The following is a 13,484-nucleotide window of genomic DNA, read 5'->3' as shown; positions in this document are numbered from 1 at the left end:
ATGCCGTCCGCTGGCCGGCAATCCATGGTCCCTGGTAGTGCCGGCCGCTGGCCGGCAACCTCATTCAACTTCAGACATCTCCGAACATCCATCGAGGCATGGCCTGACGTTCAACGCGCAATGATCGCTCCACCATGGGGCATGAGCAGCCATCGCCTCCGCCTGGGCCGTCAATCGATCATCGGCCAGGTCTACGTTCTGACAACGACCACACATCAGCGCCGCCGGCTCTTTGAAAGCGAAGCTGCAGTGGCATGTGTAATCGACCAGCTTCATTACATCGAACAGCGCGGGCTCGTACAGTCACTCGCATGGGTCGTCATGCCGGATCACGTCCACTGGATGTTCGAGCTGCGTGCAGCTCACCTTTCAGGCATTGCGCGCCGAATGAAGTCGTCGAGCGCGCTTGCCCTGAATCGCCTGGCGGGTCGTCGAAGTACGGTGTGGCAGCCTGGCTACTTCGATCATGCCGTGAGGGCCGAGGAGTCGCTGGCGCGGCAAACCCTATACATCCTGGCGAACCCGGTACGCGCCGGTATTGTCCAGCTGATTGGCGAGTACCCGCATGCGTGGTCGGCCTGGACGTGATGCCGGCCAGCGGCCGGCACTACCAGGCTTTCGAGCGAGACGGTTGCGGCAATACCCGTTGCGGTCAGGGCAGGGTCAGTCGGTACACCAGCACACGGTTGTCGTTGTCGTACGCGCTGTCGCAGGATTGGCCCTGCATGCGGCAGTGGCGGGCGATGAAGTCGTTGTCGTTGCCGATCAGCAGCAGCACGTCGTTCGGGTGTTGCGGGTCCAGCGCTGGCAGCACGTCCATGGCCTCCCACTTTTCCGAGAGCAGCCCGGCATGCGGGCCGCGCTTGGTGTTCAGGTCAAGGCCGGCACGCGCCAGCTGCGGGCGGTCGAGCAGGTTCAGCAGTTCGTCGCTGCGTGCGGGCACGATGCCGTCCTTCAACACGGTGCCCGCCGGGTCGGCCAGCACCGAGGCCGTACCGGACTCATAGTTGCTTCCTGCCAGGTTGCTGGCATCGGCCACATCCACCAGCAGCACCGACTTGTAGACGATCGGGTCATCGCCGTCCTTGCCCAGACCGTTGCCGTCGCGGGCCAGCAGCAGGAAGCGGTGGGCATCCAGTGCACGCAGCTCGCTCTGCGCGGCGGTACGGTCCAGCTTGCCCTTGCCGTCGTGTGCATAGGCGGGCAGGGCCATCACGTAATGGCCGATCGGTTGCTGCGGCGTCGGCGAGGCCGTCACGTCGTAGACCAGCACGCGGGTGTTGATGCGCCCGGCCGCGTTGCCTTTTGCGCTGTCCTGCAGTGTCGCGCTCTGCAGGGCCAGGAACAGGCGGCTGCCGTCGGGTGACAGGCCCATGCCTTCCACGCCCTGGTTGTTGCGGCGCCCAGTCTGCGGCGCCGCCAGCGAACCGAAGGCGGGCTTGCCATCGCGCTGGGGACGGATCGCCGGCGGTGCCACGATCACGCCCTGCAGCTGGCCCTGCGCATCGAAGTAGTAGACGTTGGCGGTGTACTCATCGCCGATGTAGAAGTGGCCATCGGCGGTGAACTGCAGCGACTCCGCATCCAGCGAGACCTTGCCCGCGCCTGCGCCGCTGGCCGGTGAGGGCAGCACCACATCGCGCTGGGTGATCGTGTGCTCACCCGGGTCGGCACCGGTGAACGGCTGCCCCTTGAAATCCTTAAGTACCACGCCCTTGTCGGGCACCATGCTCAGCGTGCCAAGCGCAGGCTTGCCCGGGGTAACGTCGATGCGCAGCTGCATGCGCTCCACGCGACCGGCGTAGTCGTAGAACAGGCCGGCCTCGGGATCATTACGACCGCGGTCGGGCAGGGTCCAGAGCACGCCTTCGTAGCCGCTGGCGGTGCGCTTCCAGGTGCCGGGCTGCACCGCCAGCGACGAAAACGAGCCCAGCGTATCGCCGAGGAAGTCCACCGTGCCCGCGGGCAACCGTCCGGCAGCGACCAGGCCCTTGTCCACATAGGTACGACCGCCCAGCTGCAGGGTGCGCGGTGGTGCACCCGTTGCCTCATGCGGAGCGGAGTATCCGCTGGCGGAGAGGGTGGCCAGCAGCAGGGCGGTCGTGAGCATCAGTGGACTCCGGGCGGAAGATCAGAAGCGAAGGTCGATCGTACCGAAGACCTGGCGCGGTGCCGAGGCATGGAACACGTACAGCTTGCCGGCCGGGTCGCTGGGCGCGAACACGCTCGAATCCAGGTTGCTGGCGTAGCGCTTGTTGGTCAGGTTGGTCACGTTGAACGACAGGCGCATGCCCTTGGCGAAGCCGACCTCGCCGAAGTCATAGCCACTGGCGAGGTCGAACACGGTGAAGCCACCGAAGCCCTGGTCGTTGGTGTAGGTGTAGAAGCGCTCGCCGGTGTACTTGCCACGCAGGCTGGCGAACCAGCCGTTGTCACGCCAGGTGATCTCGGTGGCCAGCAGCTGCTTGGGCGTATCGGTCTGGATCTTGCCCTTGATCTGCTGCTCGACACCGGCCTGCACGTAGTTGGAGGCGTAGGTCGAACGGTTCAGCGAGGCCGAGGTGTACCAGCTGAAGTGCTCGTTCGGGGTCCACAGCACGGTCAGCTCGGCGCCGCGGCTGTCGACGCCGCCTACGTTGTAGAAGCGGTTGCCGCAGGTCGGACCCACCGGCTGGCGCGAATCACAGGGGTTGTACTGCAGCAGGCGGTTGTCGAAGCGCACGCTGTAGGCCGCGATCGAGGCCTGCAGGGTATCGGTGACGAAGCGGTAACCGGCTTCGAGCGAGCGCGATTCCTCCGGCTTCAGGTTGCCCTGTGCGTTCCAGGTCGCCTGGCTGACCGCCTGCGGGCCCAGCTTGAAGCCGCCCTGGAACATGGCGATGTTCTCGGCGTAGCTGGCGAAGATTTCGTGGTGCTCGGTCAGGTGGAAGTTGGCGCCGATGCTGGGCAGGAAGTTCTTGCTGGCCTTCAGCGAACCGGTGGCGAACTGGTTGTTGGTGGTCGGCGAGATCGGCGTCTTCGCATCGCCCGGCAGTGCCTGTGCATCGGAGGTGGCATGCGGGCTCTTGGCGCCGAACTCCAGAGTCAGGCGGTCATCGAGCAGGCGCCAGGTGTCCTTCAGGAAGAACTGGTGAGTCTTCCAGCGCGTGCGTTGGGCAAACACGCCGACATCGGAGGGCAGGGTGTTCATGCCACTCAGGTCACGCGGGCCGTCCACGGCGGTCTGGTAGCGCTCGGCGCTGCTGGTGTTGCGCTCGTACCAGACGCCGCCTTCGATGCGGTGCGCGCCCAGCTCCCAGTCGAACGACAGCGTGCCGCCATCGCGGTCGATGGTGTAGATGGTGTTGCGGAAGATGATCGGGATCTCCTGTGCGGTGCCTTTGTTCGACCAGGCGCCGCTGTTCCAGTTGTGGCCTTCGCCGCGGTCATCGTGGTGGTAGGCCAGGGCGCGCAGGCTGAAGCCATCGGCCAGGAAGAAGTCGCCGGCCAGGTAGTACAGGTTATCGTCGCGCAGGATCTGCCCGGCGGTGAAAGCACCATCGGCATCCTTGTCCGGGCCGCTGCTGTCGCACTTCTTCGCATTGAAGCTGGCGGTGTTGCAGTAGGCCTTGGCCACGGCCTTGTTCCAGTCCGGCGCGTAGCCGCCCCAGTCCCAGCCCAGGCCGCGCGACATCTCGTCCTTGGACAGGTAGAAGTAGTCCGCCTGGGTGGTGCGCGAGGTATCGACGAAACCGGTGATCTGGCCGCGGCCAAAGTTCCACACGCCCTTGGCGTTGAACTGCTTGGTGGTGGATTTGTTGTAGGCGGTCTGGTCGTTCCACAGATCGGAGACGGCATTCATGCCGGAAACGTAGCCGGAGAAGCCGTTGTACTCGCCGCTGTCCACGCGCACGAAGGTGCGGCGGTTGGCATCGCTGCCGAAGGTCTGCACCACGCGGCCACCCAACTCCTGGGCTGGGCGGTCAGAGGTATACGAGATGGTGCCGCCGAGGTTGCTGGTGGACGGCGTACCGAGGCTGCCGATGCCCACCGCCAGTTCCGCGCCGGCCATGTTCTCGCTGATCAGCGCACGGTTGATGGTCAGGCCGTTGTAGTTGTTGTACGCGCCGTCGCCCAGCGGCACGCCGTCGAGCGTGTAACCGAGACGGGTGGAGTTGAAGCCGCGCAGGCTGAGGGTCATCGACTGCTCGTTGGTGCCCAGCGCATCGGCCGACTGCGCGTTGACGCCCGGCAGTAGATTGAGCGTCTTCTGCAGGCTGGTGCCCGGCGGCAGGATGTCGAGGTTCTCGCGGGTGATGCGCTGCACCTGGCGCGCTTCACCGCTGCCGATCACCGAAACCGCATCGAGATCGGTGGCGGACGTGCCAGTGGAGGTCGGGGCAGCATCCTGCGCCCAGGCCGCGGGAGCGAGCGCCAGGGACAGCGCAGCGGCCAACAAAGTCTTCGTCATGTTACGGACACTCAGGCAGGCACGAGCCACCGCACGGGCGCGGAGCTCATGGAGTTAAAAAGGGGAGACAACCGATGCGACCGGTGGCGCTGCAGGCGCCGTGGATCAACGTGAAAATGGTGCGCTAGACAGATGACTGTCTGGTGACATGTTCATTCGTTGTGAGGCGCCTACCACGACGGGTAGTGCCGGCCGCTGGCCGGCAGCCACGTGGACCCATCTGGCAATGTGCAGCTGCCGGCCAGCGGCCGGCACTACCAATCGGTGTTCAGCGCGGCTTGCGCGTACGCTTCGGCTTCGCGGTATCGCCGCCGCTGGCGGCGCCATCCTGCAGCGCCTGCAGCCACGACAGGGTGTCCACATAGTCGATGAAGTGGCGCAGGTAACCGGGGCTGGTCGACTGCATCGTGTCCAGCATGCGCTGCACCAGCACCGCCGAATTCAGCGGACCGCCATCGGCCGGGGCCTCGGTGCGCAGCGAGCGGCGCACCTGCAGTTCGCTGCGCAGCTCCGACCACTCGCGTTGCACCTGCTGCAGCATCGGTACCTGCGGGTAATGCGGCAGCGAACGCGATCCCGCATCGAGATCGCGCACCAGTGCGCGCAGGCCATCCAGTGCGGGTGGCTTACTTGGCATCCGCGGCCTTGGGCTTGGGAATCGGCGCGATTTCCACGCGACGGTTGCGCGCGCGGCCATCTTCGCTGGCATTGGAGCTGACCGGCTGCTCGCTGCCGAACGCGGCGGCGAACACCGCGTCAGCCGGTACGCCATCGGCGATGAGGGTGCGGGTCACGGTCAGTGATCGCTGCGCCGACAGCTCCCAGTTGTCGGCGAATCGACGGTTGCCTTCGCGCACCGGCGCGTCATCGGTGAAGCCGCTGACCATCAGGATCTCTTCGCGCGTCCCCAGATAGGCGGCCAGCGGTGCGGCCAGGCTGCGCAGCAGCTCTTGGCCTTCCGGTTGCAGCTGGTCGGAGTTCAGTGCGAACAGCACGCTGCCACTGATGCCGATGCGGCCATCCACCAGCGTCACGCGACCGGCGGCGAGCGGGCCGGCCAGCGCCTGTTCCAGCGTCTGCAGGCGCTTGGCTTCGGCTTGGCGCTGCTTCACTTCCTGGTCCAGCCGTTGCGACAGCTCCAGCTGCACCGCGACCACGCCAACCAGGATCAGCACGAACGCACCCAGCAGCACCGACATCAGGTCGCCAAAGGCGGCCCAGATCGGGGCGTGTGAGCCGCCGTCGACCTCCAGCTCGTCGCTCATGCGCTGCCGGCCTTGCCGCGGCGCGCGGCCAGCTGCTGCAGTTCTTCCATCACCTGCTTCTGCGACAGCAGGCTGAGGTCGACCACCTCGCGCGCCTGCGCCACGTAGTAGGCCAGCTGCTCGTCGCTGCGCGCCAGCGAGGCATCCAGTGCGCCGCCGATCTGTTCCAGGCGGCCGGACAACTCGGTGGAGGCGCTGCCGAACTGCGCAACCGCATCGCCGAAGGCGCCAGCCAGCTGGCCGACGTCACCGGCGCTGCCGCTGAGCGCTGCGGCAATGCCATCCAGCTTGCCGGTCTCGGCGGCGATATGGTCGGTGAAGCGGTTGCCGACGCGTTCCAGCAGCTCGGCCGAACCACCGACCAGCGCGTCCACGGCGGTGCGCTGTTCGTGCGAGGCATGGTTGATCGCATCGAGCAGGGTCTGCACGGTGGCCAGGAGGCGGCCGCGCTCTTCCAGCATCGCGTTGTCGCGCACCAGGCTCTCGGAGAGCGTGCTGCGCAGCTCGTTGATGACGTCGGCGGCGGCCTTCGGCGCAGCGGCGGCGGTCTGCAGCAGGGTGGACACTTCCGCCAGCGTGGCGCTGGCCTGGGCGCGACCGTTCTCGCCGATCTGCTGTGCGGTGGCCGCCAGCGTGTCGCAGACCTGCTGCTGCTGCGCGGCCAGGCGTTCGCCGTTGGCCTGCAGGCGTTCGGCCAGATCGGCGGAAACGTGCTGCAGGGCATCGCTCCAGCGCTGCAGGCGCTGTTCGTCGCCGGCCTGCAGCTGGGCCTGCAGCGCGGCGTGGGCCTGCTGCAGTTCGGCACTGACCGCATCCCAGCGCGCCTGGCGCTGCTGTTCGCGGCTGTCCAGGCTGGCCTGCAGTTCGGCGTGCGCGGTCGCGTTGGCGGCCTGCGCGGCCTGCCACTGCTGCGAGCGCTGCTCTTCATGATCCTGCAGCAGCGCCTGGCTGGCGCTGTGATGCTGTTCCAGTGCCTGCAGCAGCGCCTGCGCACGCGCGTCCAGGTGCTCGCTGGCGGCCAGCAAGGCCTGCTGCTGGCGTTCGACCAGCGCGGTATTCAATGCCTGCTGCTGTTCGGCAGCGGCGCGCCAGGCCTCGGCATTGCCGCTGGCATCGGCCTGCAGGCGCTCGCCAATGCGCGCGACCAGTGCTTCCGCCTGCGTGCCCTGGCCATCGCTGAAGGCCTGCAGGTGCTGGCGCAGATCACTCACCAGCGCCTGTTGTGCCTGGGTCTGCTCGCTCACCACCTTGGCCCAGCTGGCTTCGGTAGCGACGCGGCTGCGCTCGAAACCGTCGCTCAGGCCAGTCAGCTGCTGCTGCACCGCCTGCTCGACACGCGCATGCAGCGCCTCACCATGGTGGGCCAGGCCGGCCAGCGTGGTCTCGGCCATCGGCTGCAGCGCGCCACCGATGGCGGCGGCGCTGGCCTCGGCACCTTCGCGTAGCGACTGCTGCAGCGAGACCGCCAGGCGTTCCTGCAGCGCCTGGCTCTGGGTCAGGAACTCGGCCTGGCCGGCAAGCAGGCGCTCATTGGCGGCCGCACTGTGCTGTTCGAAGGTGCTGGTCATCGCCTGCAGGCGGTCGACCAGCGCCGGCAGCGCGGCGGACTGTGCCTGCAGCAGTCGCAGCGACTCGGCGCGCTGCCAGGCCTGCGAGTACGGGTGCAGGTCGCCGGCAATGGCACGGTCCAGCTGCTGCACGGCCTGCAGGCGGTCACGGCGCAGCAGCGCCGCCAGCAGGCCGAGCATGGCCGAGCTGGCCACACCGGCGATCGAGGTGCCGAATGCCACGGCCAGGCCCTGCACCGGCGAGGCCAGCGAGCCGCGGATGGCGGCCATGTCGGTCGCGCTCTGCAGGGCCAGGCCAGTGCCGCGCAGCGTGTCCATCATGCCCAGCAGGGTGCCGAGCATGCCCAGCAGCACCAGCAGTCCAACCAGATAGGGGGTCAGCACCGGCGCGGGCAGGGCGGTGCGCTCGCCTTCCACGCGCAGGCGCACGGCGTTGCGCAGGCCCATCGGCACGCGCTCCAGCCAGGGGGCAAGGCTTTCCTTCGCGCTGGAGAGATCGCTCAGCGCGCTGCGCAGGCCGTTGCTGGCCTGCCGATAGCGGTACAGCTCCACGCCACCGGCGATGTAGCAGGCCGCGATGATTGCCGCCACCGCTGCACCCAGCGGATGCACCGAAACGTAGCCAATGCCGATCCAGCACACGGCCAGCAGGCCGACAAGGAAAACAACGACATGGAAAGCAGTTCTGGACATGGTGTTCCGGTCAGTGGGAGCGCAGGGCGTCTTGCAGCCCTTCGATCGGGTGGAAGCGCAGCTGCAGCTCGGCAAGCAGCAGGATGCGCATGTCATGGCGGAAGGCCGCGCGCCAGCCGGGCTGGCCGTGCACGCGTTCAAAGCGGGCGCCGAGCACCGCCGGCGCAGTGGCCAGCAGGCTGTGCTCGCGCGGGGTGAGGGTCTGTTCCATCACCGCATCGACCTCGGCCAGCCGTGCCAGCTCGGGTGAAACCTGCACCAGCTGGTCGCGCAGGCGGCCGCGCAGGCGCCCGGTGGCGGTCTGGATGGCCTGCTGCAGCACCCGGTAGCGCTGGCGCAGCGAGGCGAAATTGGGTGCGGCGGCGGCTTCGGCCAGGTCCAGCAGGCGCTCGGCCTCGGCATCCTCACTGATCGAGGCCAGCAGGCTGGCATGGGCCTGGGCGCAGTCGTCCAGCACATCCCCGGCCGCTTCGGTGGCCTCGCCCGGCTCGGGCAGGCGTCCGCCGAGCGCCCCGGACAGGGCCACGGCACGGCTCCAGTCCACCCACTGGCCGAGGCGATCGGTCAGGGCGGGACTGCTGGCCGGCATCGCGCCGTCGCTGAGACGGGCGAGCAGGCGGAGGAATTCCGGTCCACCCAGGACCGGCTGCGCTGCGTTCGCCATCAAGGGGTGAGGGGCCAAAAACCGTTGATTTTACAACCAGATGACCCGGCCTGGATGAAGGCGGTGCCGGGGTGGGGCGCCCGCAGGCGCGACAGGGCTTAGAATGTCCGGCTGCACCCATCCGTTCGACCCCTGGAGTTCCCCAATGACTGTTGCGCAGTTCTACCCGATCGGCACCCCCGGACAGCCCTGGGGCGACGCGGAACGCGCACAGTGGCGGGCCCGCCAGCAGCGCCAGCGCAGCTACCACGACGACGTGGTGGCCGCCCTTGAACGCCTGGACGACAGCTTCGATGTGATCCAGTACGGTCAGCTGGACTATGCACCTGACCATTACCCGCTGTTCGCCGCGGTCAACCACGACTGGAACCCGGCGCTGCCGACCGCGTTGATCACCGGTGGCGTGCATGGCTACGAGACCAGCGGCGTGCACGGCGCGCTGCAGTTCCTGGAACAGCAGGCCGAGCGTTACCTGGGCCGGCTGAACCTGATCGTGGCGCCGTGCGTCAGCCCGTGGGGCTACGAGCGCATCCAGCGCTGGAACCCGGATGCCATCGACCCGAACCGCAGCTTCCGTGACGGCGGCCAGATCGAGGAAGCCGCCGCGCTGATGCGCTGGGTGGCCGAGCGCAAGCCGAACCTGCTGGTGCACCTGGACCTGCACGAGACCACCGACAGCGACCTGCACGAGTTCGATCCGGCGCGCTGCGCCCGCGACGGCAAGCCGTTCGAGCGCGACACCATTCCGGATGGCTTCTACGTGATCGGCAACAGCGAAGATCCGCAGGCCGAGTTCCAGAAGGCATTGATCACCGCCGTCGCCCCGGTCACTCACATCGCCCCGGCAGACGCCGAAGGCAACCTGGTCGGCCTGCCGCTGCAGTCGCCAGGCGTGGTCTGGGGTGAGTCGCGTTCGATCGGCGCCTGCGCCGGCTTCACCGACGCGCGCTTTGCCACAACCACCGAGGTCTACCCGGACAGCCCGCGCACCAACCCGCAGGAATGCAATGATGCGCAGGTGGCGGCGGTGTGCGCAGGCCTGGATTTCGCCCTGACGAAGTAAGGCACGTGGACGTGCAAGCGGACCCGGCAGGTTCCTGCACGATGCGCCGGGTCATAGGATCGATTGTCGGGTTACGATCGGGCGATGACCACGACCAAGATTCTGCTCCGGCCATCACTCGTATCGGTCCTGGTGGCGACGACCGCACTCGGTGGATGCAAGCTGTCGGCGCTCGATCTGACGCCGCCGCGGGTGATCCAGCTGTCCTGCAGCAGCACAAGCGCCACGCCCCAGGCGCCGATGGTGTTGATCCTGGACTCCGGCCAGGCGTCGGTGGTCTGGGTCAACCGTCCGAGCGCGCGCGCGGGCAAGCTGGAGGTGGAGGCGAACCTGTATCGGCTGGATTTTCCGCAGGTCGCTGGCGCGGGCAGGCTGCAGGCAGTGATCAACCGCTACGACGGTAGAATGGCGTTGAGCGGGCCCGGCACAGATGTGGCCGGCGCTGCCCAGCCGCAGATGTCCTGTGAGGTACAGCCTGTGCAGCCCAAGGTATGAACATGCCCGATACATCGTCTGATCTGATTGCCGTGCTTACCGGCGACCTGGTCAAGTCCACGGAGATGGACGCGGCCACCATTGATGACGTCCGTGAAGTGATTTCCGTTGCCGTGGCCCAGGCCATGGAGTGGCCTTTGCCGGGCATTGTCGGCCCCGAGTTCTACCGGGGCGACGCCTGGCAGCTGGCGGTCACCCAGCCGCACGGTTTCCTGAGGTTGGCGACCTGGATCAAGGCCAAGCTTGCCGCGTCGGAGTCGCGGGCGCGCACGCGGATCGCGATTGGACTGGGTACGGTAGAGGCATTGGACCGGAAGGCGGTGTCGCGTTCGCTGGGTGAGGCATTCGTGCTGTCCGGTCGGTTGCTTGAATCCATGGGGCGCACGCAGGACATGGACGTAGCCCTGCCAGTACAACGGGAGGATCTGTACTGGTTACCGGCAGTGGTGTCTGCCTGTGATGTTATTGTCGCGCGCTGGACACGCAGTCAGGCTGAGGTGGCGTCGTTGTTTCTGATCCCCGATGCCCCCTCGCAGTTGGAAGCTGCCAATGCGTTGAACCGGCACCGACAATCGGTGAACCGGGTCTATCACGATGCTGGCGTCTTTGCCTTGCTGGCGCTGATCACCGCGGCTGAACGTGCACTGATGCAGCCGTACGGGAGCGTTCACGGTTCTGGAAAAGCAACTAAATAGCGTTGCTTTGGCTTAAGCAACTAAATTTCGTTGCTTCTGGCGGCGACTTGGCTATCGCGAAGCGAGCCACAGGAAGGACTCACAGGCAGAAAGGATATGCTTGAAACGCTGCTCGTACTGTTGACCGCTCACCTTGTCGCCGATTTCGTGCTTCAGACCACGAAGATGATCGCGCGCAAGCAGGAACTGCATGGCCTGCTGCTGCACGTAGCAGTGGTGCTGCTCGTCATCGCCGCGCTGACCGGTTCAATCAACCCATGGGTCTATCTCATCATCGGTTTCAGCCATGCGGTGATGGACTGGATCAAGGTGCATTGGCTCCCCGATGGCGTGCACGCATTCGTCATTGACCAGTTGGTGCATATCGCCTTCATCGTGTCGATCGCGTTGATGTTCCCTCACGTTGCCCGCAATGGCTGGTACGGGATGATCCCGACCCAGGTCCAACTGTTGATGTATCAGGGCATGTCGATCGCGAGCGGCTTGATCCTGGTGGTCAACGTCGGCGGCGTCCTGGTGGAGAAGCTGCTTGCGCCGTTCACGGCAGGACTCAATATGGGAAGCGCCGAATCGGCGCCTACGACCGCAGCCGTGCAGGGCGACGATCACAAGGGCATGCAGACCGCAGGGCGCTATATCGGGCGGCTGGAAAGAGGCTTGATCTTCATGTTCCTGCTGCTGGGCCAGCCGGAGGGCGTGGGATTGATGCTGGCCGCCAAATCGGTGCTGCGCTTCGCCGACCGGCAGGCGCGGGCACACACCGAATATGTGATCATCGGTACCATGCTGAGCTTCGGTTGGGCCATCGCCGCAACCATGTTGACCAAGCTCGCGATCTCGCATTGGCGCTAGCGGCTGCGGCGTTGTGGCACCGGGCCATGCCCGGCGGGTCGGGCGCGAGCTAACCCAGCAGGATCACGCCCCACACCGTGCCGACCATCAGCAGTGCTGTGGTCTGGGCGGCGCTGCCCATGTCCTTGGCGTTCTTGGACAGTGGGTGGTGGTCAAGCGAGATGCGGTCGACCACCGCTTCGATGGCCGAGTTCAGCAGCTCCACCAGCAGGCTGATGAAGCAGACCGCCAGCACCACGGCGCGTTCGACCTGGCTGATGTCCAGCAGGAACGCGGTGGCGATCAGCAGCGCATGCAGCAGCAACAGCTGCCGGAAGGCGGCTTCGCCACGGAAGGTGGCGATGAAGCCGTCGCGCGAATGGATCAGCGTGTAGAAGATGCGGCGAAGGCCGGTCTTGCCATGCGGGTATTTACCGCTGTCCTTGGGGGAGGGTGGCTGCATGCCGGTCCTGCCATGAAGTGATCTCACGACAGGATGTGCAGGCGGGCGTCGGGAAAGCGTCGGACGTCCGTTGGATTTTCCTTCAGCCGGCCTGGCGCTGCGCCTGGATGGTCTGGTCGAGGGCATCCAGATCGTCCGTCGGCGAGGCCAGCCATGCCGGGTACGCCTCGGTCTCGACGAAGGCGGAGGATCGCAGCACATCATCGAACGCCGGATTGTCCTTCTCCGGGTGGCGCAGCAGGCCGGACATCAGCCCGCAGATGCGGACGGCCGCCTGGAAGGCGCCCTGCAGCGAACCGGCCGGCTCGGTGACCGTGTTGAGGAAGGCCGCATAGGCCGGGCCATCGAACACGAAATCCTCGCGGTTCTTGAATGCTTCGCCGCTGAGGTTGGTTTCGCCGGAGACGTGCCGGGAGAATCCCCAGGACCAGATGTCGAGGAAGCGCAGGTCATCCAGCATCCGGCGCGCATCGTCATTCAGTGGAACGGCGCCGGACAAGGCGTGCTCCAGCGTGGCCGCTGCGAACGGCTCGGTGCCCTGGTGGGCCAGGAAATCGCTCAGGCAGCGCAGTGCAGCGGGATGGTCCGGGTCCAGCTGCAGCGCCCGGTAGATCACCCGTGCGCCTTCCACGTGACGGCCCTGGGCGATGAAGATGTTGAGCGCGTGGTGGGCGAGCTGGTCGGCGTTGAGGTCGGCAATCCGGGTCATCGGGTCTGGCTGGCATGGACGAACGGTGGGCACCAGTCTGACAGATCACTCATTCGGCCGGGCTGCGTGAATCGCGGATCGAATAGATCACCGAGAAGATCTTCCAGCCCTGTTCGGTACGGATCAGCTGCCACATTTCCTTGCCCCAGTTGGTCTTCACTCCATCGTCGTGGAAGCTGTAGTCAAACGACACCGAGGCCACATCGCCATCCGTTTCGATCTTCGTATTGGAGAATGTCTCCTCCTTCGGTTTCGGCGACGCAACGACCCCGTCGATCAGCGCGATGAAGTTGTTGGCGGGAATCTGCCGTGCCTTGATCGCATCGGGCTTCGCTTTGCGGATGTCCTGCAGGCGCACATCCTCGGAGACGTACTGCCAGCCGATGTCTTCCGGTTTGTCGGAGAAGAACAGGCCCATGTAGGTCGGCTTGTCCTTGTTGATCAGCGAAGTGCGGAACGATTCGACCACCTGTTCGATGGCCTTGACGTCGGCGGGGGCGTTCTGCGCGGCGTAGGCCGGCAGGCAGGCCGGGAGCAAAAGGGCGAGGGCGGCGAAGCGTGCACGTGCGTTGGGCATCATGGGGTCCT

The 13,484-nt window shown here is 66.3% G+C and carries 14 protein-coding genes; 5 read left to right on the top strand and 9 right to left on the bottom strand.

The annotated features are described in order from the left end of the window. Window positions 1-141 precede the first annotated feature (141 nt). A complete protein-coding gene (locus tag ACZK3W_RS12955; RefSeq protein WP_197615443.1) occupies window positions 142-588 on the top strand; it encodes an REP-associated tyrosine transposase in 447 nt (148 codons plus the stop codon). 64 nt (window positions 589-652) lie between these two features. Here the strand turns inward: ACZK3W_RS12955 and ACZK3W_RS12950 are convergent, their stop codons facing one another. From ACZK3W_RS12950 to ACZK3W_RS12925, 6 genes are all read right to left on the bottom strand, one after another. Next, entirely contained in the window at window positions 653-2,110 is a 1,458-nt protein-coding gene (locus tag ACZK3W_RS12950) for an esterase-like activity of phytase family protein (protein WP_197615444.1), read from the bottom strand. A gap of 21 nt (window positions 2,111-2,131) precedes the next feature. Further along, complete coding sequence (locus tag ACZK3W_RS12945; protein WP_197615445.1) at window positions 2,132-4,450, bottom strand: TonB-dependent receptor domain-containing protein; 2,319 nt, start codon at window positions 4,448-4,450, stop codon at window positions 2,132-2,134. A 268-nt stretch (window positions 4,451-4,718) separates the two neighbouring features. Next, window positions 4,719-5,147 (bottom strand): DUF2894 domain-containing protein, encoded by a 429-nt coding sequence (locus ACZK3W_RS12940; protein WP_293794646.1) that lies wholly within the window; start codon window positions 5,145-5,147, stop codon window positions 4,719-4,721. Continuing rightward, complete coding sequence (locus ACZK3W_RS12935; RefSeq protein ID WP_046986176.1) at window positions 5,077-5,715, bottom strand: OmpA family protein; 639 nt, start codon at window positions 5,713-5,715, stop codon at window positions 5,077-5,079. The genes ACZK3W_RS12940 and ACZK3W_RS12935 overlap by 71 nt, the downstream gene beginning before the upstream one ends. Next, window positions 5,712-7,976: a DUF802 domain-containing protein gene (locus ACZK3W_RS12930; RefSeq protein ID WP_197615447.1), complete on the bottom strand. Its 2,265-nt coding sequence runs from the start codon at window positions 7,974-7,976 to the stop codon at window positions 5,712-5,714. The genes ACZK3W_RS12935 and ACZK3W_RS12930 overlap by 4 nt, the downstream gene beginning before the upstream one ends. A 10-nt stretch (window positions 7,977-7,986) precedes the next feature. Further along, a complete protein-coding gene (locus tag ACZK3W_RS12925; RefSeq protein ID WP_125895727.1) occupies window positions 7,987-8,640 on the bottom strand; it encodes a DUF3348 family protein in 654 nt (217 codons plus the stop codon). A gap of 145 nt (window positions 8,641-8,785) precedes the next feature. Here ACZK3W_RS12925 and ACZK3W_RS12920 point away from each other — a divergent pair, with 145 nt between their 5' ends. The 4 genes from ACZK3W_RS12920 to ACZK3W_RS12905 all read left to right on the top strand — a co-directional run bounded on the left by ACZK3W_RS12920 (window position 8,786) and on the right by ACZK3W_RS12905 (window position 11,745). Beyond that, the gene (locus tag ACZK3W_RS12920; protein ID WP_197615448.1) at window positions 8,786-9,703 is read left to right on the top strand and encodes a M14 family metallopeptidase; all 918 of its coding nucleotides are present in this window, start codon (window positions 8,786-8,788) and stop codon (window positions 9,701-9,703) included. Window positions 9,704-9,787: 84 nt separating this feature from the next. Next, the gene (locus ACZK3W_RS12915; RefSeq protein WP_125895729.1) at window positions 9,788-10,198 is read left to right on the top strand and encodes a hypothetical protein; all 411 of its coding nucleotides are present in this window, start codon (window positions 9,788-9,790) and stop codon (window positions 10,196-10,198) included. Beyond that, entirely contained in the window at window positions 10,195-10,893 is a 699-nt protein-coding gene (locus ACZK3W_RS12910) for a hypothetical protein (protein ID WP_152907374.1), read from the top strand. Before ACZK3W_RS12915 ends, ACZK3W_RS12910 begins: the two co-directional genes overlap by 4 nt. Before the next feature lie 96 nt (window positions 10,894-10,989). Then, complete coding sequence (locus ACZK3W_RS12905; protein WP_180838519.1) at window positions 10,990-11,745, top strand: DUF3307 domain-containing protein; 756 nt, start codon at window positions 10,990-10,992, stop codon at window positions 11,743-11,745. 49 nt (window positions 11,746-11,794) lie between these two features. Here the strand turns inward: ACZK3W_RS12905 and ACZK3W_RS12900 are convergent, their stop codons facing one another. The 3 genes from ACZK3W_RS12900 to ACZK3W_RS12890 form a co-directional block, all read right to left on the bottom strand. Further along, window positions 11,795-12,187 carry a diacylglycerol kinase gene (locus ACZK3W_RS12900; RefSeq protein ID WP_032129972.1) on the bottom strand — a complete coding sequence of 131 codons (393 nt, stop codon included), beginning with the start codon at window positions 12,185-12,187 and terminating at the stop codon, window positions 11,795-11,797. An 82-nt stretch (window positions 12,188-12,269) separates the two neighbouring features. After that, window positions 12,270-12,896, bottom strand: coding sequence for a hypothetical protein (locus tag ACZK3W_RS12895; protein ID WP_125895732.1), 627 nt, complete (start codon window positions 12,894-12,896; stop codon window positions 12,270-12,272). A 49-nt stretch (window positions 12,897-12,945) separates the two neighbouring features. Then, on the bottom strand, window positions 12,946-13,476 hold the full coding sequence (locus ACZK3W_RS12890) for a nuclear transport factor 2 family protein (RefSeq protein WP_197615449.1): 531 nt from the start codon (window positions 13,474-13,476) through the stop codon (window positions 12,946-12,948). Between the last annotated feature and the right edge of the window lie 8 nt (window positions 13,477-13,484).

The organism is Stenotrophomonas sp. 80084_Sma (assembly GCF_056481995.1).
The sequence above is the reverse complement of the archived record's forward strand: the minus strand, read 5'-3'. Positions and strand labels throughout refer to the sequence as shown.

Bases quoted from the DNA above. Each gene is read 5' to 3' on its own strand.
- ACZK3W_RS12955 (WP_197615443.1), top strand. From the start codon at position 142: ATGAGCAGCCATCGCCTCCGCCTGGGCCGTCAATCGATCATCGGCCAG.
- ACZK3W_RS12925 (WP_125895727.1), bottom strand. From the start codon at position 8,640: ATGGCGAACGCAGCGCAGCCGGTCCTGGGTGGACCGGAATTCCTCCGC.
- ACZK3W_RS12935 (WP_046986176.1), bottom strand. From the start codon at position 5,715: ATGAGCGACGAGCTGGAGGTCGACGGCGGCTCACACGCCCCGATCTGG.
- ACZK3W_RS12905 (WP_180838519.1), top strand. From the start codon at position 10,990: ATGCTTGAAACGCTGCTCGTACTGTTGACCGCTCACCTTGTCGCCGAT.
- ACZK3W_RS12900 (WP_032129972.1), bottom strand. From the start codon at position 12,187: ATGCAGCCACCCTCCCCCAAGGACAGCGGTAAATACCCGCATGGCAAG.
- ACZK3W_RS12945 (WP_197615445.1), bottom strand. From the start codon at position 4,450: ATGACGAAGACTTTGTTGGCCGCTGCGCTGTCCCTGGCGCTCGCTCCC.
- ACZK3W_RS12895 (WP_125895732.1), bottom strand. From the start codon at position 12,896: ATGACCCGGATTGCCGACCTCAACGCCGACCAGCTCGCCCACCACGCG.
- ACZK3W_RS12930 (WP_197615447.1), bottom strand. From the start codon at position 7,976: ATGTCCAGAACTGCTTTCCATGTCGTTGTTTTCCTTGTCGGCCTGCTG.
- ACZK3W_RS12940 (WP_293794646.1), bottom strand. From the start codon at position 5,147: ATGGCCGCGCGCGCAACCGTCGCGTGGAAATCGCGCCGATTCCCAAGC.
- ACZK3W_RS12915 (WP_125895729.1), top strand. From the start codon at position 9,788: ATGACCACGACCAAGATTCTGCTCCGGCCATCACTCGTATCGGTCCTG.
- ACZK3W_RS12950 (WP_197615444.1), bottom strand. From the start codon at position 2,110: ATGCTCACGACCGCCCTGCTGCTGGCCACCCTCTCCGCCAGCGGATAC.
- ACZK3W_RS12920 (WP_197615448.1), top strand. From the start codon at position 8,786: ATGACTGTTGCGCAGTTCTACCCGATCGGCACCCCCGGACAGCCCTGG.
- ACZK3W_RS12910 (WP_152907374.1), top strand. From the start codon at position 10,195: ATGAACATGCCCGATACATCGTCTGATCTGATTGCCGTGCTTACCGGC.
- ACZK3W_RS12890 (WP_197615449.1), bottom strand. From the start codon at position 13,476: ATGATGCCCAACGCACGTGCACGCTTCGCCGCCCTCGCCCTTTTGCTC.